The organism is Citrobacter amalonaticus, assembly GCF_018252635.1.
Classification (GTDB): Bacteria; Pseudomonadota; Gammaproteobacteria; order Enterobacterales; family Enterobacteriaceae; genus Citrobacter_A; species Citrobacter_A amalonaticus_E.
This window is the reverse complement of record NZ_JAGTXM010000006.1, coordinates 24,175-43,755: the sequence shown is the minus strand read 5'-3', so window position 1 is coordinate 43,755 and position 19,581 is coordinate 24,175. Positions and strand designations below refer to the sequence as shown.

15 protein-coding genes and 1 pseudogene are annotated in these 19,581 nt (G+C 55.0%); 6 read left to right on the top strand and 10 right to left on the bottom strand.

What is annotated here, in order from left to right; translation table 11 throughout:
* Positions 1-94 precede the first annotated feature (94 nt).
* Complete coding sequence (locus tag KE671_RS17865) at positions 95-1,288, top strand: ROK family transcriptional regulator (protein ID WP_206164475.1); 1,194 nt, start codon at positions 95-97, stop codon at positions 1,286-1,288.
* A gap of 75 nt (positions 1,289-1,363) precedes the next feature.
* Positions 1,364-1,786, top strand: a complete 423-nt coding sequence (locus KE671_RS17860) for a DoxX family protein (protein ID WP_206164476.1) — start codon at positions 1,364-1,366, stop codon at positions 1,784-1,786.
* A gap of 48 nt (positions 1,787-1,834) precedes the next feature.
* Here KE671_RS17860 and glyA read toward each other — a convergent pair whose 3' ends face one another.
* Positions 1,835-3,088: a serine hydroxymethyltransferase gene (gene glyA, locus KE671_RS17855; protein WP_042999800.1), complete on the bottom strand. Its 1,254-nt coding sequence runs from the start codon at positions 3,086-3,088 to the stop codon at positions 1,835-1,837.
* Positions 3,089-3,415: 327 nt separating this feature from the next.
* Here glyA and hmpA point away from each other — a divergent pair, with 327 nt between their 5' ends.
* Together hmpA and KE671_RS23110 are read left to right on the top strand one after the other, a co-directional pair.
* A complete protein-coding gene (hmpA, locus tag KE671_RS17850) occupies positions 3,416-4,606 on the top strand; it encodes an NO-inducible flavohemoprotein (RefSeq protein WP_206164477.1) in 1,191 nt (396 codons plus the stop codon).
* Positions 4,607-4,610: 4 nt separating this feature from the next.
* Positions 4,611-4,706 (top strand): annotated as a pseudogene (locus KE671_RS23110) (hypothetical protein); the annotation flags it as partial.
* Here the strand turns inward: KE671_RS23110 and glnB are convergent.
* From glnB to purL, 5 genes are all read right to left on the bottom strand, one after another.
* The gene (glnB, locus tag KE671_RS17845; RefSeq protein ID WP_012906673.1) at positions 4,703-5,041 is read right to left on the bottom strand and encodes a nitrogen regulatory protein P-II; all 339 of its coding nucleotides are present in this window, start codon (positions 5,039-5,041) and stop codon (positions 4,703-4,705) included. The pseudogene KE671_RS23110 and the gene glnB overlap by 4 nt on opposite strands.
* 185 nt (positions 5,042-5,226) lie before the next feature.
* Positions 5,227-6,561 carry a two-component system response regulator GlrR gene (glrR, locus tag KE671_RS17840; protein ID WP_086512879.1) on the bottom strand — a complete coding sequence of 445 codons (1,335 nt, stop codon included), beginning with the start codon at positions 6,559-6,561 and terminating at the stop codon, positions 5,227-5,229.
* Positions 6,561-7,292, bottom strand: a complete 732-nt coding sequence (qseG, locus tag KE671_RS17835; protein ID WP_206164478.1) for a two-component system QseEF-associated lipoprotein QseG — start codon at positions 7,290-7,292, stop codon at positions 6,561-6,563. Before qseG ends, glrR begins: the two co-directional genes overlap by 1 nt.
* 21 nt (positions 7,293-7,313) lie before the next feature.
* Positions 7,314-8,744, bottom strand: a complete 1,431-nt coding sequence (gene qseE / locus KE671_RS17830; protein WP_206164479.1) for a sensor histidine kinase — start codon at positions 8,742-8,744, stop codon at positions 7,314-7,316.
* Positions 8,745-9,414: 670 nt separating this feature from the next.
* Positions 9,415-13,302, bottom strand: coding sequence for a phosphoribosylformylglycinamidine synthase (purL, locus tag KE671_RS17825; protein ID WP_206164480.1), 3,888 nt, complete (start codon positions 13,300-13,302; stop codon positions 9,415-9,417).
* Between the two features lie 256 nt (positions 13,303-13,558).
* On the opposite strand from purL, the gene mltF reads away from it, so the two are divergent.
* Positions 13,559-15,109 carry a membrane-bound lytic murein transglycosylase MltF gene (gene mltF / locus KE671_RS17815; protein ID WP_206164481.1) on the top strand — a complete coding sequence of 517 codons (1,551 nt, stop codon included), beginning with the start codon at positions 13,559-13,561 and terminating at the stop codon, positions 15,107-15,109.
* Between the two features lie 14 nt (positions 15,110-15,123).
* On the opposite strand, the gene tadA is transcribed toward mltF, so the two are convergent.
* Genes tadA through murQ form a run of 4 tightly spaced genes read right to left on the bottom strand, consistent with a single transcriptional unit; the run spans position 15,124 to position 18,594 of the window.
* Entirely contained in the window at positions 15,124-15,660 is a 537-nt protein-coding gene (gene tadA / locus KE671_RS17810) for a tRNA adenosine(34) deaminase TadA (RefSeq protein ID WP_432759339.1), read from the bottom strand.
* A 25-nt stretch (positions 15,661-15,685) separates the two neighbouring features.
* The gene (yfhb, locus tag KE671_RS17805) at positions 15,686-16,321 is read right to left on the bottom strand and encodes a phosphatidylglycerophosphatase C (protein WP_206164482.1); all 636 of its coding nucleotides are present in this window, start codon (positions 16,319-16,321) and stop codon (positions 15,686-15,688) included.
* Between the two features lie 3 nt (positions 16,322-16,324).
* A complete protein-coding gene (locus tag KE671_RS17800) occupies positions 16,325-17,689 on the bottom strand; it encodes a PTS transporter subunit EIIC (protein ID WP_206164483.1) in 1,365 nt (454 codons plus the stop codon).
* A gap of 2 nt (positions 17,690-17,691) precedes the next feature.
* On the bottom strand, positions 17,692-18,594 hold the full coding sequence (gene murQ / locus KE671_RS17795) for an N-acetylmuramic acid 6-phosphate etherase (RefSeq protein WP_206164484.1): 903 nt from the start codon (positions 18,592-18,594) through the stop codon (positions 17,692-17,694).
* A gap of 116 nt (positions 18,595-18,710) precedes the next feature.
* Here murQ and KE671_RS17790 point away from each other — a divergent pair, with 116 nt between their 5' ends.
* Positions 18,711-19,559, top strand: a complete 849-nt coding sequence (locus tag KE671_RS17790) for a MurR/RpiR family transcriptional regulator (protein ID WP_206164485.1) — start codon at positions 18,711-18,713, stop codon at positions 19,557-19,559.
* Positions 19,560-19,581 lie beyond the last annotated feature (22 nt).

The following is a 19,581-nucleotide window of genomic DNA, read 5'->3' as shown; positions in this document are numbered from 1 at the left end:
CAAAAGTAAAATGTCCTCTTGCGGCTATTGTGTGGCAGTTAACTGGCGGTAAAATGCGCAATGCTCACGCAATATAGTTAAGGGAGTTAAGTGTATGCAGCGTTCGGGATTCAATAACGCCCGGGTCAGACAGGCGAATAAACAGATCTTCCTGTCGCATTTGTGGCGTGAAAAGCAGCTCAGTAAATCGCAACTGGCACAGCTTACCGGCCTGTCGATCCCGGCAGTGAGTAACATTCTTGAAGAGTTACTGGACGAAGGCCGGATATGCCACTCACGGGAAACGCTGAGTCAGCGCGGGCTCAGCAGCGGGAGTTTTCATCTGCCGGTACAGGGTGCGTGGACGCTGTGTATCAACGTCACCCCCACCAGTCTGACCAGCCAACTGGCCGATGCCCGGCTGGTGGCGGTTGGCGACTGGCAACATGAGGCGATCAACGCCGCAACGCCTGAAGCACTACTCGCCGCAATAGCCAGCCACTGGCGACGCTGGCGTCAGCGCTATCCCGACACCACGATCAACCTCGCACTGGGTGTCCATGGTCAGGTGGATCCGATCACCGGTGCGTCGAAGACAATGCCGCAGGCACCCTGGAAAACGCCGGTGGAAATCAAGTATCTGCTGGAGGAGCAGCTCGGCATCCAGGTCCGTCTGGACAACGACTGCGTAATGCTGGCGCTGGCGGAAAAGTGGCAAAACCCGGCGGCCAACGAGGACTTCTGCGTGATTAACGTCGATTACGGCATTGGCTCATCGTTCGTCATTCACGACAGTATCTGGCGCGGCAGCCTGTACGGCAGCGGTCAGATTGGACATACCATTGTTAACCCCGACGGCATTGCCTGCGATTGTGGCCGTTACGGCTGTCTGGAAACCGTCGCGTCCCTGAGCGCATTGAAAAAACAGGCCAGAGTCTGGATGAAGGCGCAGCCGGTGCCGGGAAGAGATCCGGAAACGCTGACCACGGATTTACTGATCGATGCCTGGCGCAAGGGTGATGTACGCATTCAGGCGTGGGTGGAACATGCCGCCAGCGCGATTGGCTTAAGCCTGTATAACTTTCTTAATATCCTGAATATTAACCAGATTTGGCTATACGGACGTAGTTGCGCCTTCGGTGAGTCCTGGCTCAATACGCTACGGCAACAGACGGGATTTAACCCTTTCGATCACGGCGATAATCCGCGAGCGAAAGCGACGCAGATTAGCTTTGGCACGCTGACCCGCCCCCAGCAGCTAATGGGAATTGGTTACCTGTACGTGGAGTCGCAACTGAACGAAATATAAGCTTATGGCGTGAATGGCGAGGCTCGGGGTTGTGTATTAATTTTAAAGTACGTTACTCATGCTAATGAGCCTGCTATGAACACGTTACGTTATTTTGAGTTTGGAGAATCACGTCATCTGTTTTTATTGATTGCCCGTATTGCGCTGGCAATTCTGTTTATTATTTTTGGCTTTCCTAAACTGACAGGGTTTGACGGTACCGTACAGTATATGACCTCTCTCGGCACACCTGCGCCGATGCTTGCTGCGATCGTTGCCGTTGTCATGGAGGTTCCGGCAGCAATACTGATTGTATTGGGCTTTTTCACTCGCCCACTGGCAGTTATTTTCGTTTTCTATACGCTGGGTACCGCCGTGATCGGTCATCACTTCTGGAATATGACCGGTGATGCGGTGGGGCCGAATATGATTAACTTTTATAAGAATGTCAGTATTGCAGGCGGATTCCTGCTGCTGGCGCTGACGGGGCCGGGCGCGATTTCGATTGACCGGCGCTAAAAAGAAAAAAGGCCGCATCAGGCGGCCTTTTGTTACAGCAAAACGGAATTACGCGTAAACCGGGAAGCGCGCGCAGATATCCAGAACTTTACCTTTGATGCGCTCAATCACCGCTTCATCATTGATGTTGTCCAGCACGTCACACATCCAGCCCGCCAGTTCTTTGGCTTCAGCTTCTTTAAAACCGCGACGCGTGATGGCCGGAGAACCGATACGGATACCGGAAGTGACGAACGGACTCTTCGGATCGTTCGGCACGCTATTTTTGTTCACGGTGATATTGGCACGACCCAGCGCGGCGTCCGCTTCTTTACCGGTCAGGTTTTTGTCCACCAGATCCAGCAGGAACAGGTGGTTTTCAGTACCGCCGGACACCACTTTGTAGCCACGGTTGAGGAACACTTCCACCATCGCTTTGGCGTTTTTCGCAACCTGCTGCTGGTAGACTTTGAACTCTGGCTCCATCGCTTCTTTCAGTGCGACCGCTTTACCGGCAATCACGTGCATCAGCGGGCCGCCCTGCGCGCTTGGGAATACGGCAGAGTTCAGTTTTTTGTACAGTTCTTCATCACCACCTTTCGCCAGGATCAGGCCGCCGCGCGGACCTGCCAGGGTTTTGTGGGTGGTGGTGGTCACGACGTGCGCATGTGGAACCGGGTTCGGGTAAACACCTGCGGCAATCAGACCGGCAACGTGGGCCATATCAACGAACAGGTACGCCCCGATGCTGTCGGCGATTTCACGCATTTTTGCCCAGTCAACCACACCGGAATAAGCAGAGAAGCCGCCGATGATCATTTTCGGTTTGTGCGTCTGCGCCAGCTGCGCCATCTCTTCGTAATCAATTTTACCGGACTCATCGATACCGTAAGGTACGATGTTGTACAGTTTGCCAGAGAAGTTAACCGGAGAGCCGTGAGTCAGGTGGCCGCCTTGCGCCAGGTTCATACCCAGAACGGTATCACCCGGTTGCAGCAACGCGGTGTAGACCGCGAAGTTAGCCTGAGAGCCAGAGTGCGGCTGTACGTTCGCGTAATCAGCGCCAAACAGTTCTTTCGCACGATCAATCGCCAGTTGCTCAACGATATCGACGTATTCGCAACCGCCGTAGTAGCGCTTGCCCGGATATCCTTCAGCATATTTGTTAGTCAGCTGAGAGCCCTGCGCCTGCATGACGCGCGGACTGGTGTAGTTTTCGGAGGCGATCAGTTCGATGTGCTCTTCCTGACGTACTTTTTCCTGCTCCATAGCCTGCCACAGTTCGGCATCATAATCGGCAATGTTCATTTCACGCTTTAACATCCGCATCTCCTGACTCAGCTAACGATTGAATTTTTGGCCTTAAAAGGCGGTCCTGTTGGACAACGGGCAACAGTATAACTGAATCATTCTGCGATAACAGGTCTTGACAAAGGAATTTACGCAAACGATTACCTTCACACTACACAAGGCTTTTCGGAATGAAGACCTTACGAATTTCAACGGATTTCTTTTCAGGTTTGTGATGCAGATTTTTCACGTTGTAACGTTTAATACGTAAAGCATCAAAGAACCATTTACAAAGCAGGGATATTTTTTATAAGATGCATTTGATATACATCATTAAAGATTCACATAAAGGAAGACCGTATGCTTGACGCCCAAACCATCGCTACTGTAAAAGCCACTATTCCCCTGCTGGTTGAAACAGGTCCCAAACTGACCGCCCATTTTTACGATCGCATGTTTGCTCATAACCCTGAACTCAAAGACATTTTCAACATGAGTAACCAGCGGAATGACTCCCAGCGTGAAGCCCTGTTTAATGCCATTGCCGCTTATGCCAGCAATATTGAGAATCTGCCTGCCCTACTGCCTGCGGTTGAAAAAATCGCCCAGAAGCACACCAGCTTCCAGATAAAACCTGAACAGTACAACATTGTCGGTACACACCTGCTGGCAACCCTCGACGAAATGTTCAGTCCGGGCCAGGAAGTGCTGGATGCGTGGGGTAAAGCCTACGGCGTGTTGGCGAATGTCTTTATCAATCGCGAAGCGCAAATCTACAGTGAGAACGCCAGTAAAACCGGCGGTTGGGAAGGTACGCGTCCATTCCGCATTGTGGCGAAAACCCCGCGCAGCGCGGTGATTACCAGCTTTGAGTTTGAACCGCTTGACGGCGGTTCCGTGGCCGAATACCAGCCAGGTCAGTATCTTGGAGTCTGGCTGAAGCCGGAAGGTTTTCCGCATCAGGAGATTCGGCAGTATTCTCTGACCCGTAAAGCGGATGGCAAAGGCTACCGTATTGCCGTTAAGCGTGAAGAGGGCGGTCAGGTATCAAACTGGCTGCATAACCATGCAAACATCGGCGATATTGTTCATTTAGCCGCGCCGGCTGGCGATTTCTTTATGGCGGTCGCCCGCGATACGCCGGTGTCTCTGATTTCTGCCGGCGTTGGTCAAACGCCCATGCTGGCGATGCTGGATACGCTGGCAAAAGCGAACCACAGCGCGCAGGTCAACTGGTTCCACGCCGCAGAAAACGGCGATGTCCATGCGTTTGCCGATGAGGTGAACGAACTGGGTAAAACGTTGCCACGCTTTAGCACCCACACCTGGTATCGCGAACCGCGCGAGACCGATCGTGCGAAAGGGGCGTTTGATAGCGTTGGGCTGATGGATCTGAAGGCGATGAAAGGGGCGATCGATATTCCGGGAATGCAGTACTATCTGTGCGGTCCGGTGGGCTTTATGCAGTTTGCCGCGAAGCAACTTGTTGAACTGGGCGTGAATAACGAAAACATTCATTACGAATGCTTCGGCCCGCATAAGGTCTTGTAATTACGTCATGCCTGATGGCGCTGCGCTTATCAGGCCTACGGGATGTTGTAGGCCGGATAAGGCGTTCACGCCGCCATCCGGCAAGCGCGGCGCGGCTTAAATTGCCGCGTCGTCTTCTTCACCGGTACGGATACGCACCACACGCGCCACATCAAAGACGAAAATCTTCCCGTCGCCAATTTTGCCCGTCTGCGCCGTACGGATAATGGTATCTACACAGGTTTCAACGATATCGTCCGGCACGACGATTTCAATTTTCACCTTCGGCAGAAAATCCACCATGTATTCCGCGCCACGGTACAGCTCGGTATGCCCTTTCTGACGTCCAAAGCCTTTCACTTCGGTAACGGTCATCCCGGTAATACCGACTTCAGCCAGCGCTTCACGCACATCATCGAGCTTGAAGGGTTTAATAATCGCATCAATCTTTTTCATGCTAGTCCTTGAAAAGGTCGCCTGTCTTTTAATCGGATATCCCCGTCATACTTCAAGTCGCATGTGCGTTGGCTGCACTCGTTCACTCCAGTCACTTACTTATGTAAGCTCCTGGGGATTCACTCCCTTGCCGCCTTCCTGCAACTCGAATTATTTAGGGTATAAACGTAACATATTACGCAACGTTATTCTTTGAAATCGTTTGCATCCAGCTCGTGGCGTGATAAGAGTTTATAAAACTCCGTCCGGTTACGGCCCGCCATTCTTGCCGCATGCGTCACATTGCCTTTGGTGATTTGCAGCAACTTGCGCAGATAGTTCAGTTCAAACTGGTTACGCGCTTCAACAAAGGTCGGCAGTGCAGTGTTTTCTCCTTCCAGCGCCTGTTCCACCAGCGCATCGCTGATCACCGGCGAAGAGGTCAACGCCACACACTGTTCGATCACGTTCACCAGTTGACGCACGTTGCCCGGCCAACTGGCTGTCATCAACCGCTTCATGGCATCCGTCGAAAACGCCCGCACAAACGGTTTATGCCGCTCCGCTGACTGACGTAGCAGATGATTTGCCAGCAGAGGAATATCTTCGGTTCGCTCCGCCAGCGCCGGGATCTTCAGACTCACCACGTTGAGGCGGTAATATAAATCTTCGCGAAACTCGCCGCGCGCCATCGCTTTCGGCAGATCACGGTGGGTTGCCGAGATGATACGCACATCAATATCGATGTCGCGGTTGCTGCCAAGCGGCCTGACTTTACGCTCCTGCAAGACACGCAGCAGTTTGACCTGTAGCGGCGCGGGCATATCGCCAATCTCGTCAAGGAACAGCGTCCCGCCTTCCGCCGCCTGAAACAACCCCTCACGGTTACTCACTGCGCCGGTAAACGCGCCGCGCGAGTGGCCGAAAAGCTCCGACTCCAGCAATTGTTCCGGTAGTGCCCCGCAGTTGATAGCAATAAACGGTTTGCTGCTGCGCGGGCTGGCATTATGAATAGCCTGGGCGAAGATCTCTTTCCCGGTACCGCTCTGACCATTGATCAACACGCTGACGTCGGACTGCGCCACCATCCGCGCCTGCTCCAGCAAACGCAACATCAGCGGGCTACGGGTGACAATAGATTCACGCCAGCTATCATCCGTGGCGGGCGCCGACTGCTCAAGCGCCTCGTCGATCGCCTGATACAGCGCATCTTTATCCACGGGTTTAGTCAGGAAGCTGAACACGCCTTTTTGCGTTGCGGCGACCGCATCCGGAATCGAACCGTGGGCGGTCAGAATGATGACCGGCATTCCCGGCTGCACCTTTTGGATCTCACTGAACAGCTGCATGCCGTCCATCTCATCCATGCGTAGATCGCTTATCACCAGATCCACTTTTTCACGATTCAGAACGCGCAGTCCCTCTGCCCCACTTTCAGCGGTCACCACGCTATAGCCTTCACTGGTCAGGCGCATACCCAGCAGTTTTAGCAGGCCAGGATCATCATCCACGAGCAGTAAATGCGCCGGTTTACGACTCATTATGGGGTTACCTCATCTTGTGATGGCACCGGCGTTTGTCCCTCAGACTTGTCACCGCCGTGCGTCGCATCCGGGTTGTAATTTCCCGCCGGTTTACGGGTGGAAAGCTGACGCTCGATGTCGGTCAGGTTCTCCAGTTTACGCGTGGTAAGATCGAGCTGTGCCTGTAAGTACTGATGCTGCTGACGTAGCGTATCCAGATCGCCATCGGTCGTCTGCTGCAGTTTGCTGTAACGCTGGCGCTCTTCGGCGAGCTGGAGCTGTAACGATTGTCCGTCGCGCCAGATCTGATAAAGCGGGCGCACCTGCGCCGGGATCTGTGAGCTGAACGCATCCAGTCGAGAGATGTTTTCGCGACGCTCCAGTGGGGTGATTTTGGCGTTCGCCAGCAAGATGCCGCGCTTAAAAGCGTTTTGCCAGTTGGCGTCACTCAGCATACGAGCTTCGCTACGCGACTGCACCGGCAGCAGGCGATCCGCGCAGTCAATGGCGCGCAGCCAGTAAAGAGGGTTGGTATCCGTCGATTGTCCCTGCAATGTCCAGATATCGGTACACTCAACCGACAGGTAGTCCGCGAGCTGATACGTCGGGAGGGTATCCTGCGGCGCCTCTCCGGTGATGTGTTTCACCGCATGGGGCGTACAGCCCATCAGCGCAAGGCAGGGCATGCCCGCCAGGATGACCTGACGGGAGAATAAACGTTGGAAAATGTGAACAAAAACGTGTGGCATATTCACCAGGCTTAGCGTTATTTAGTCGTTTTTCGTTGCAGATAATGGCAGTTCTATGCGGAAGCAAACCTCTTGCGCCTCTTCATCGACAAGATACAGCTCCCCCTGCATACGGCGGATACAATCTCTGGCGATACTCAACCCCAGTCCGCTCCCCTTCACTGCCCCTTTCCGTTGATGACTTCCCTGGAAAAAAGGTTCGAAAATCATGGTTTTTTCCGCTTCAGGAATAGGGGTTCCGGTATTGATAACATCGATGTACACCGTTGATCCCTGTAAGCGGCTGCGAATACGGATGTTACCGGATTCGGCCCCATAGTGCACCGCATTGGAATAAAGATTATCCAGCACACTCATCAGTAACATCGGCTCGGCCAGACAGCGATCGGCCGCCAGCTCAATGTCGGTATGCATCATTTTAGCGCGGGCCGGTAGACTATGAGCGGAAACTACCATATCCACCAGCGGTTCAATCTCTACGCTTTCCATTTCAATGGCGCTGTCAGCCAGTTTGCGGTTGTAATCAAGCAGTTGCTCAATCAATTTTTGCAAATTGCGGCTGCTGTCATCAAGAATGCCAACCACCTCTTTTTGTTCCGGTGTCAGCGGCCCCACCACCTGGTCCGCCAGCAGTTCGGTGCCTTCACGCATGCTGGCCAGCGGGGTTTTCAGCTCATGGGAGAGATGGCGCAAAAATTGATGGCGTTGAGACTCCAGCCAGGAGAGGCGCTCGCTCAACCAGATGATTCGTTGTCCAACGGAACGCAGTTCTCGCGGTCCGGCAAAGGTGACCGTATTGCCCAGCGATCGCCCTTCCCCAAGACGATTGATCATCCGCTCGATGCCCTTTACCGGCCCGATAATCATCCGCGTGAACAGCAGCACCATCGCCAGACTCACCAGAAACAATACCAGCGCCTGCCAGCCGAAGAACTGCCCGCGTTCGGCAATTTCTTGTTGTAACTGCTGCCCGCGTGAAAAAACCACGGTACGCGTCGCTTGCACCATTTCGGTATTGGCGTTGGCAAACGCTTCCAGCCGCGCGGCGGCGGCGGTATCGGGTCCGCTGTTACGGCATTGCAGTTGTGCCAGACCGTTGAGATCCTGGCGCAACGCCTGATACAGCTTATCATCCGGCAGAACGCCCGCATGAGCGTCCAGCATTTCACTGTAGCGTTTGCGCTGGCTCTGATACACCTTCGCCAGCGTCGGGTCGTCAAGCACACAATACTGACGGTAGCTGCGTTCCATCTCCAGCGCGGCATTGGTCATCGCCTCGCTGCGGCGCGCGTCAATAAGTGTGGTACGGTTCGTCAGCGCCGCCTGGGCGCTGAGTGCGTTCAGGCTTTGCCACGCCTGCCAGGCAAGCACCAGCAGCGGTAGCAGGATCAGCAGGAATGCCAGCGTCACCAGCTGGCGTAATGACCGGGGGAAAACAGACCAGCGCTTCAATGCGTTACTCTCACAGGAGATGAATAGCACGATGCTAACTGAGGGAAACGCCAGATACAACAAAGCCGGGCTGAACCCGGCTTTGTTATGGAATAAGGCGGTGCCTAACTCGACGTTTCGCCCGATGGTTGATAAAGCAAAGCTATTATCAGAAGTTGGACGGCAGGCACCTTGTTGTGCGTCATTCGAAGTTTATGTAGCACGTCCCGAAGGGGCTGACATAAGAAGGTGAATGAGCCACTGGCTACTATTATGCAGTAACTGTGCCAACATTCAAAACAATTATTTAACACAATGAATTTATTGAACTTTAAATAACTTTTATATCATGAATAGAATGACCGTTTTTTAACCAAACCGTCGTCAATTGACAACACCTTAAATGCAATATACTTAGAGCCATATAAATCAATCAGTTAAATGTCTCTTTTTAGAGACACTCCTCACGCATATTTGTCGTGAATTCCCGACAGGCCAAATTAGCGAGAGTGATTATAAAGATACGCAAGACACACGACATGACGGCTGAGCACCTTCGGCCCTCATCCTGACCGATCGCGACGGGCTTAAGCGGGGGAGTTATTGTGAGTACGGGAAGTCAAAAAAGTATCCTGCACCTGCCATAAAAAAAGCCCGGTACGTCAACCGGGCTTTAATCATTACGTGTACCTTACCCCAACTGCTTGCGTGCGTTGCGGAAGATACGCATCCACGGCCCATCCTCGCCCCAGTTTTCCGGGTGCCATGAGTTACTGACGGTACGGAATACGCGCTCCGGGTGCGGCATCATAATCGTTACGCGACCATTTTCGGTGGTCACTGCGGTAATCCCGTTCGGCGAACCGTTCGGGTTAGCCGGGTAAGTTTCCGTGACGTTGCCGAAGTTATCGACGAAGCGCAGCGCGACCAGGCCTTTGCTTTCCAGTGCCGCCAGATGGGCGGCATCACGAACTTCAACACGCCCTTCCCCGTGCGAAACGGCAATCGGCATTTGCGAGCCGACCATGCCCTGCAACAGCAGTGACGGGCTCTGGGTCACTTCAACCAGGCTGAAGCGGGCTTCAAAGCGATCCGAATGGTTACGCACAAAGCGCGGCCACAGGTCGCTGCCTGGGATCAGTTCGCGTAGGTTCGACATCATCTGGCAGCCGTTGCACACCCCCAGCGCCAGCGTTTGTGGGCGATGGAAGAAGGTTTCGAACTCATCGCGCACGCGGTTATTGAACAGAATTGATTTCGCCCAGCCTTCACCTGCGCCCAGTACGTCACCATAAGAGAAGCCACCGCAGGCCACCAGCGCCTGGAAGTTACCCAAACCGGTTCGACCACCGAGCAGATCGCTCATATGTACGTCAATCGCGTCAAAGCCTGCGCGCTGGAACGCTGCCGCCATTTCCACATGAGAGTTCACCCCTTGCTCACGCAGCACGGCGACCTTCGGACGCGCACCGGTCGCAATATAGGGTGCCGCGATATCGTCGTTGATATCAAACGTCAGCTTCACGCTGAGGCCCGGATCGGCATCGTTGGTTTTGGCATCGTGCTCCTGATCGGCACACTCCGGGTTATCGCGCAGACGCTGCATCTGCCACGTGGTTTCAGCCCACCAGATACGCAGCGTCGTGCGGCTTTCACTAAAGACGACCTGACCGTTGGCCTCAATAACAAAACGATCGCCCGTGACGGCCTGGCCCAGGTAATGTACGCAATCGCCCAGACCGTGTTGCGCCAGCAGCGCTTCCACTGCGTCGCGATCCGCTGCGCGAACCTGAATCACCGCACCCAGTTCTTCGTTAAACAGCGCCGCCAGACGATCGTCGCCCAGGGCCGCGATATCCGCCTGAATACCACAGTGACCGGTAAAGGCCATTTCAGCCAACGTTACCAGTAGACCACCGTCGGAACGGTCGTGATAGGCCAGCAGTTTACGTTGCGCCACCAGCGCCTGCATCGCGTCATAAAAGCCTTTCAGTTGCCCGACGTCACGCACATCTGCCGGTATATCGCCAAGCTGACGGTACACCTGCGCCAGCGCCGTGGCACCCAGCGCGTTATGGCCACGGCCCAGGTCTATCAGCAGCAGCGCGTTGTCTTCAGTAGAAAGCTGCGGCGTGATGGTATGACGCACATCTTCCACGCGGGCAAAAGCGGAAATCACCAGCGACAGCGGCGAGGTCATTTCGCGTTGTTCATTGCCTTCCTGCCAGCGGGTTTTCATCGACATCGAGTCTTTACCCACCGGAATGGTCAGACCCAGCGCCGGACAGAGTTCTTCACCGACCGCTTTAACCGCTTCATACAGGCCCGCGTCCTCACCCGGATGACCGGCTGCCGCCATCCAGTTCGCGGAAAGCTTAATGCGTTTGATATCGCCAATCTGCGTGGCGGCGATGTTGGTCAGCGCTTCCCCAACCGCCAGACGGGCAGAAGCAGAGAAGTCGAGCAGCGCCACTGGCGCACGTTCGCCAATTGACATCGCTTCTCCATAGTAACTGTCGAGACTGGCGGTGGTTACCGCACAGTTTGCCACCGGCACCTGCCACGGACCGACCATCTGATCGCGGGACACCATTCCGGTCACGGTGCGGTCGCCAATGGTCACGAGGAAGGTTTTTTCGGCCACCGTCGGCAGATGCAGAACGCGTTTAACGGCGTCCGCAATCGTGATGTCAGTACGATCCAGTGCCTCACCTTTCGCCTTCAGCGTCTGAACGTCGCGGGTCATTTTCGGCGTTTTACCGAGCAGTACGTCTAGCGGCAGATCGATAGGCTGGTTGTCGAAGTGACGATCGTTTAACGACAGATGCAGTTCTTCTGTCGCCTCACCAATCACCGCATACGGTGCACGTTCACGCTTACACAGCTCGTCGAACAGCGGCAGTTGATCCGCCGCCACGGCCAGCACATAGCGTTCCTGGGATTCGTTACACCAGATCTCCAGCGGGCTCATACCCGGCTCATCGCTGAGGATGTCACGCAGTTTGAATTTACCGCCGCGTCCGCCGTCGCTAACCAGTTCAGGCATCGCGTTCGACAGACCGCCGGCGCCGACGTCATGGATAAACAGGATCGGGTTGGCGTCACCCAACTGCCAGCAGCGGTCGATGACTTCCTGGCAGCGGCGTTCCATTTCGGGGTTATCACGCTGTACGGAGGCAAAATCGAGATCCGCGTCAGACTGGCCGGAGGCCATCGAGGACGCCGCGCCGCCGCCCAGGCCGATATTCATCGCCGGGCCGCCGAGAACGATCAGTTTCGCCCCGACGACAATCTCGCCTTTCTGCACGTGATCGGCACGGATGTTACCAATCCCACCCGCCAGCATAATCGGTTTGTGATAGCCGCGAAGCTCTTCGCCGTTGTGGCTGTTCACTTTTTCTTCGTAAGTCCGGAAATAGCCGTTCAGCGCCGGACGACCAAATTCGTTGTTAAACGCCGCGCCGCCCAGCGGGCCTTCGGTCATGATATCCAGCGCGGTCACAATACGCTCCGGCTTGCCGAAGTCTTCTTCCCACGGCTGCTCAAAGCCCGGAATGCGCAGGTTAGAGACGGAGAAGCCTACCAGACCCGCTTTTGGCTTCGCGCCGCGTCCGGTAGCCCCTTCATCACGGATTTCACCACCAGAACCGGTCGCCGCTCCCGGCCATGGAGAAATCGCCGTTGGGTGGTTATGGGTTTCCACCTTCATCAGGATGTGTGCCGCTTCCTGGTGGAAATCGTAGCGACCGGTAGCATGGTCGGCAAAGTAACGCCCCACTTCAGACCCTTCCATCACCGCCGCGTTGTCTTTATACGCAGAAAGCACATGGTCAGGAGTGGTTTCAAAAGTATTCTTAATCATCTTGAACAGCGACTTCGGCTGTTGCTTGCCATCGATTACCCAGTCGGCGTTGAAAATCTTGTGGCGGCAGTGCTCAGAGTTCGCCTGCGCAAACATATAGAGTTCGATGTCGTTCGGGTTGCGCCCCAGTCTGGTAAACGCATCCTGCAGGTAATCAATTTCGTCATCCGCCAGCGCCAGACCGAGACGCTGGTTAGCGTCAATCAGCGCCTGACGGCCTTCACCCAGCAGGTCAACGCTTGCAACCGGCGCTGGCTGATGGTGAACAAACAGTTTTTCCGCGTCGGTTAATGAAGAGAACACCGTCTCCATCATCCGATCGTGCAGCTCCGCGGCAACCCACTGCCACTGCTCTGCGGTCAGCGTAGAGGCCTCAACGTAATATGCAACGCCGCGTTCCAGACGGTCAATCTGTTGCAGACCGCAGTTATGGGCGATATCTGTCGCTTTGGAAGACCAGGGGGAGATGGTGCCAGGGCGAGGCGTCACCAGCAGCAGTTTCCCTTCCGGGGTGTGGCTGCTCAGGCTGGGGCCATATTTCAGCAGACGGGCAAGCTGCGCGTGCTCATCCTCGTTCAACGGGGCGTTCAGGTCAGCGAAATGGACGTACTCGGCGTAAATATTGCTTACCTGGAGGTTGGCAGCCTGAAAACGTGCCAGCAGTTTGTTAATACGGAATGCGGACAGTGCAGGCGAACCACGCAGAATTTCCATCATAAGTCTCTCGTCTTCTCAGCTTTCAGTGTGCCCAAGTGGGGAAACGGGCGTCATTATAAAGAATATGAACCGCCGACGAAACCGTTTGCGTCGAAATAAAATCGCCCCGCGTTGTTATCATACGATGCTACCGATAGCTGTAATTTGTTGCCAACTGACGCAAGTTTAAGCAAAATGCCGCTCATTGATGAATATTCCTGGTCTTTCTATTCCTACTCCCATTCTGAGGCTACGCACGGTTCAGAGAATTAACTAATTGAAAAAATTAAAGATTAATTATCTGTTCATCGGCATACTGACGCTGCTACTGGCAGCGGCCCTCTGGCCCTCAATCCCCTGGTTTGGTAAAGCCGATAATCGTATCGCCGCGATCCAGTCGCGGGGAGAGTTGCGCGTAAGCACGATTGAGTCGCCGCTCACCTGGACGAAGCTCGAGGGTAAACTGTACGGGCTCGATTACGAGCTGGCGCAGCAGTTCGCCAGCTATCTTGGTGTAAAGCTTAAGATTACCGTACGCCAGAACATCAGCCAGCTGTTTGACGACCTGGATAATGGCAACGCCGACCTGCTGGCGGCCGGGCTGGTCTACAACAGCGAACGCGTGAAAAACTACCAGCCGGGACCGACCTACTATTCGGTGTCCCAGCAACTGGTCTACAAAGTGGGCCAGTATCGTCCCCGTACGTTGGGCAGCGTGACGGAAAGTCAGCTCACTATCACCCCGGGGCATGTGGTGGCGAACGATCTGCAAACCCTGAAACAGACAAAATACCCTGAGCTAAGCTGGCGGATCGATGAGAAAAAAGGTTCAACGGAACTGCTTGATGCAGTGATTGCCGGACAGCTGGATTACACCATTGCTGACTCTGTCGCCATCAGCCTCTACCAGCGCGTTCATCCCGAACTGGCCGTTGCGCTGGATATCACCGACGAACAGCCGGTAACCTGGTTTAGTCCGCTGGATGATGACAATACGTTGTCTGCCGCCCTGCTCGATTTCTTTAACGGTATGAATGAGGACGGCTCCCTGGCGCGTCTCGAAGAAAAGTATCTGGGGCACGGCGATGATTTCGACTATGTCGATACCCGCACCTTTCTGCGCGCGGTTGACGCCATGCTCCCCGACCTGAAACCGCTGTTTGAAAAACACGCCCAGGAGATTGACTGGCAACTGCTTGCAGCGATCTCCTGGCAGGAATCGCACTGGGATCCGCAGGCCACATCGCCAACCGGCGTGCGCGGCATGATGATGCTCACCAAAAACACCGCGCAAAGTCTCGGTCTGACCGACAGGACCGATCCTGAGCAGAGCATCAGCGGTGGAGCTCGCTATTTACAAGACATGATGAGTAAAGTACCGGACACCGTGCCGGAGAACGAGCGTATCTGGTTTGCGCTGGCGGCCTATAACATGGGTTATGCGCATATGCTTGATGCGCGTGCGCTGACGGCCAAAACGAAGGGAAACCCCGACAGTTGGGCAGACGTCAAACAGCGTCTGCCGTTGCTCAGTCAAAAACAGTATTACAGTAAGCTGACCTACGGCTACGCGCGCGGACATGAGGCGTATGCCTACGTTGAGAACATCCGTAAATATCAGATAAGCCTGCAGGGCTATTTGCAGGAGAAAGAAAAGCAACTGGCCGAAGAAATGAAACTGGCAGAAGAGTATCCGGTCGTCTCACCAACGGAATTTGGTAAACAGCGGCGACCGCTCGCCGCCTTCCTGTCGCAATCATCATCCAGCTATCTGACGCACTCGCCGTCGCTGCTGCGTTTACCACAGAAGAAAGAAGAGAATAAGTAAACAGGCCGTAATGGCTACTGGCTTGCGGCTTTCTTCAAGGCTTTGATCTCCTGACGGCGCATGCGGAAGAAATCACTGAGCAGCGTCGCGCACTCCTCACGCAGGATCCCTTCGGTAACCTCAACGCGATGATTCATTCCCGGATGATGCAGAACATCGATCAGCGAGCCGGCAGCGCCGGTTTTTGCATCGCGCGCGCCGAACACCACATGACGGATACGGCTGTGCACCATCGCACCAGCACACATAACGCACGGTTCAAGCGTCACATACAGCGTCGCGTCAATCAGACGATAATTTTGCAGGACGAGACCGCCCTGGCGCAGCGCCATGATCTCAGCGTGCGCGGTCGGATCGTGATGGCCAATCGGGCGGTTCCACCCTTCGCCAATCACGCGATTGTTGTGCACCAATACGGCACCGACCGGGACTTCACGTTCATCCCAGGCGCGCTTCGCCAACGTTAACGCATGACGCATCCAGTATTCGTGGCTAAATTCAACATCTGACAAAGGGGGTACTCCGGTAAACATAGCGGGCGCATTATACATGGTCGCTACCCCTTTCGTCTTTTAACTATTCCAGTTGCTGAAGTTCTCCCCGGGGCGTGACGCGCCAGCGGTGCTGGCAAAAATAGAGCAGCGGGTTGTCCTGATTGCTGTCGCTATAGCCGCTGTAAAGGCGCAACGGCGTGCCAATTTTACGCTCCAGCTGCACGACTTTTTCATGCCCCAGACAGCGCAGGGTCAGCACCCAACCGCCGTACCCGCGCGTCATCTGGCTGGCGATCAGATTCACGCGAGGCAGCCACGGCGTGTCCACGTAGACCTGTTCCACCAGCGACTGCGGTGAACCGGTAATGAGCCAGATATCGGCATCGGAGCTGAGCAGATAGGTGGTTAAACGCTCTTGTACCTGAGGAAACGTCGTGACACTCTGCCGGAACCAGCGAACAAAATCGGCCTGCCTGGCCTGTAGACTGGCTTCGCTATGACCGAAGGTACATCCCCACAGCAGCAGGCTCATCGGCCATCGCGCGGCGCGTCCTTTGATCAGTAACGCGCCGACAATCACGGGCAACAACGGCAGCACAAGCAGCGCATTCAGCGGCTGGCGACGCAACAGATAGCGCAGGAAACTACCGAACATATCCTGCTGATGTAACGTGCCATCTAAATCGAAAAAAACGACACGACGCGCGTGATGGGTCAAACCTTACTCCTCGGGATCGTTGAATCCTAACAGCCAGGTAAACAGGAACCCGGCTATCACTGCTACTAAATAGCCTAACAGATAGAACAACACTTTTCCGGCAACAATCGTTAACGCCAGCGGCAATCCGGAAATACCGAAGGTGATCACGGTAGCGACTTTCCAGTAGCTGATCAACGCTCCGCCTACTGCGCCACCAAGGCAAGCGCCAATAAAGGGCTTACCCAACGGTAGCGTAACGCCAAAAATCAGCGGTTCGCCAATACCGAGTAATCCCACCGGTAACGCCCCCTTAATCACTTTTTTCAACCGCGCGTTACGGGTTTTCATCAGCACGGCAATTGCTGCCCCCACCTGCCCGACCCCCGCCATCGCCAGAATGGGAAAGAGCGCGTTATAGCCATGGGCCTGCACCAGCTCGACGTGAATCGGCACCAGCCCCTGATGCAGCCCTGTCAGCACCAGCGGCAGGAATGTCCCCGCCAGAACCGCGCCCACCAGAAAGCCGCCACGATCGATCGCCCATGACGCGCCATGAGCGATCGACTCCGAAATCCAGCCTCCCAGCGGTTGCAGCGCCACAATCGCAATCGTACCGGTGATGATCGTCGTCAGCAGCGGGTTGAGGATAAGCTCCAGCGATCCCGGCAAAATGTCACGGAACTTACGCTCGATCCAGCACATCAGCGCCACCACCAACAGCACGGCGATGACCCCGCCGCGTCCTGGCTGCAGCGCTTCGCCGAAGAGGGTAATTTGCGCCAGTTGTGGACTCGAGAGAATACCCGCCATCACGCCGCCCATCGCCAGCGAACCGCCGAAGACTTTGGCGGTATTCACCCCCACCAGAATATTCATGATAGCGAAGACCGCACTGCCGAAGATCCCCATCAGCCCCAGCATATTGGGGTAATGGGTGGCGAAATCACCGACGATATCCGGGCGTTTGAGAATGTTAATGATGCCGGTGATTAAACCGGAGGCGATAAACGCCGGGATCAGGGGGATAAAAACGTTCGCCAGCTTGCGTAGCGCATCGCTCATCGGCGCTTTGTACTTCGCCTTCACCTGCGATTTCGTGCGCTCAATGTCATCATCTTCCGGGCGTGCGCTCCCTTGCGCCAGCTGCGAGCGCATAGCATCAACAACCTTTGCCGCTTTGCCAGGCCCGACGATGAGCTGATGCTGCGCCCCCTGCTTCACGTAGCCACTGACGCCCGGCAGCTGTTTCAAATGCGGGATATCCAGCACCGTATCGTCTTTCACTTCCACCCGGACGCGCGTCATGCAATTTTCCAGACGCAGAATATTTTGCTCTCCGCCTATCCCCAGCAGAATGTCGCTGGCAAGGGTCGCCGTCTTATCCATAGTTACCTCGATGAATCTGCTAACGCAGCCCGTAAAAATCCCTGATGGGCAGCCAGTTTTTCGCGCGCCGCATCGGCGTTAAGACCGCTCAGCGCCATAAGAATGGCTGGCTTGACGTCAAAGTCAGTTTGCTTGAGCAGCGTTTCCGCCTCTGCGCGTGTAATACCTGTGGCTTCAACCACCATTCGACACGCACGATCCATCAGTTTGATATTGGTGGCTTTCATATCCACCATCAGGTTCTGGTAGACCTTGCCAAACTTCACCATCGCCCCGGTGGAAATCATATTAAGCACCAGTTTTTGCGCGGTGCCGGATTTCAGGCGCGTTGAGCCCGTCAGCGCCTCCGGCCCGACCACGGGTGAAATCGCGATATCCGCTTCCTGCGCAATAGGCGAGTCAGGATTACAGGAGATAGCGACCGTGGTACAGCCCGTTTTACGGGCATATTTAAGTCCACCAATGACATACGGCGTACGTCCTGAGGCCGCCAGCCCGACGACCAGATCCTGTGGCGCAAGGTTCAGGGCGATAAGATCGTCTTCACCCAGCTGCGCGTTGTCTTCTGCTCCTTCAACGGCTTTCAGCAATGCTCCCGGACCGCCGGCGATGAGCCCCACCACCAACCCGTGAGGAACGCCAAACGTTGGTGGGCATTCAGACGCATCCAGCACGCCGAGTCGCCCGCTGGTTCCCGCCCCCATATAGATAATCCGGCCACCGGATTTTAACGCTTCAGCTGCGGCATCGACGGCGCTCGCAACATCGGGCAATGTTGCTTTTACTGCTTCCGCTACCAGCGTATCCTGTTGATTAAAACAGTGAACCAGATCCAGTGTTGATAACGCATCGAGGTCCATTGTTTGCGGATTACGGGTTTCTGATACTAAAGCGCCAAGATTCATATTTGCTCCTCAGGAATTTTTAATTCATATTAAACACCAATAATGGAATATAATATTCGTGCAGGCGAGTGAAATTTCATTTTGTCGCCGCCATCACGTTTTCGTCGGGAGAGACCATGAACTGTTTGATTCGTATCCGCCAGCGCTATCCGGGATTTGCGCAGAGCGATAAAAAACTCGCGGACTACCTTCTGATACACCCCGACGCCGCCCGCCATCTCAGCTCTCAGCAACTGGCGGCTGAAGCGGGCGTCAGCCAGTCGAGCGTGGTGAAGTTCGCGCAAAAACTCGGCTATAAGGGATTCCCGGCGCTTAAACTGGCGATAAGCGAAGCGTTGGCCAGCAATCCGAATCCGCATTCTGTGCCGGTGCATAACCAAATTCGTGGCGATGATCCCCTGCGCCTGGTCGGCGAGAAACTGATCAAAGAGAATGTGGCGGCGATGCATGCCACGCTGGATGTCAACATGGAAGAGAAGCTAAGTGAAAGCGTGACGATGCTGCGTAACGCCCGCCGGATCGTGTTAACCGGGATTGGCGCATCCGGCCTGGTGGCGCAGAATTTTGCCTGGAAGCTGATGAAAATTGGCCTGAACGCCATTGTTGAGCGCGATATGCATGCCCTGCTGGCCACGGTTCAGGCGCTGACGCCGGACGATCTGCTACTGGCGATTTCCTATAGCGGTGAGCGTCGGGAACTGAACCTGGCGGCAGAAGAGACTTTACGCGTCGGCGGGCAGATCCTGGCAATCACGGGTTTCACCCCCAATGCGCTTCAGCAGCGCGCCAGTCACTGCCTGTATACCATCGCGGAAGAACAGGCCACCCGTAGCGCGGCGATCTCTTCCACCCACGCGCAGATGATGCTCACCGATCTGCTTTTTATGGCGCTGGTACAGCAGGATCTGGAGCATGCGCCAGAACGTATCCGCCACAGTGAGGCGCTGGTAAAAAAACTGGTCTGAGCAAAGAATGCGCGTATAATGC

Excerpts from the sequence above, each read along its gene's own strand:
- KE671_RS17865 (WP_206164475.1), top strand. The coding sequence starts at position 95 with ATGCAGCGTTCGGGATTCAATAACGCCCGGGTCAGACAGGCGAATAAA.
- KE671_RS17860 (WP_206164476.1), top strand. The coding sequence starts at position 1,364 with ATGAACACGTTACGTTATTTTGAGTTTGGAGAATCACGTCATCTGTTT.
- glyA (WP_042999800.1), bottom strand. The coding sequence starts at position 3,088 with ATGTTAAAGCGTGAAATGAACATTGCCGATTATGATGCCGAACTGTGG.
- hmpA (WP_206164477.1), top strand. The coding sequence starts at position 3,416 with ATGCTTGACGCCCAAACCATCGCTACTGTAAAAGCCACTATTCCCCTG.
- glnB (WP_012906673.1), bottom strand. The coding sequence starts at position 5,041 with ATGAAAAAGATTGATGCGATTATTAAACCCTTCAAGCTCGATGATGTG.
- glrR (WP_086512879.1), bottom strand. The coding sequence starts at position 6,561 with ATGAGTCGTAAACCGGCGCATTTACTGCTCGTGGATGATGATCCTGGC.
- qseG (WP_206164478.1), bottom strand. The coding sequence starts at position 7,292 with ATGCCACACGTTTTTGTTCACATTTTCCAACGTTTATTCTCCCGTCAG.
- purL (WP_206164480.1), bottom strand. The coding sequence starts at position 13,302 with ATGATGGAAATTCTGCGTGGTTCGCCTGCACTGTCCGCATTCCGTATT.
- tadA (WP_432759339.1), bottom strand. The coding sequence starts at position 15,660 with ATGTATAATGCGCCCGCTATGTTTACCGGAGTACCCCCTTTGTCAGAT.
- KE671_RS17800 (WP_206164483.1), bottom strand. The coding sequence starts at position 17,689 with ATGGATAAGACGGCGACCCTTGCCAGCGACATTCTGCTGGGGATAGGC.
- murQ (WP_206164484.1), bottom strand. The coding sequence starts at position 18,594 with ATGAATCTTGGCGCTTTAGTATCAGAAACCCGTAATCCGCAAACAATG.
- KE671_RS17790 (WP_206164485.1), top strand. The coding sequence starts at position 18,711 with ATGAACTGTTTGATTCGTATCCGCCAGCGCTATCCGGGATTTGCGCAG.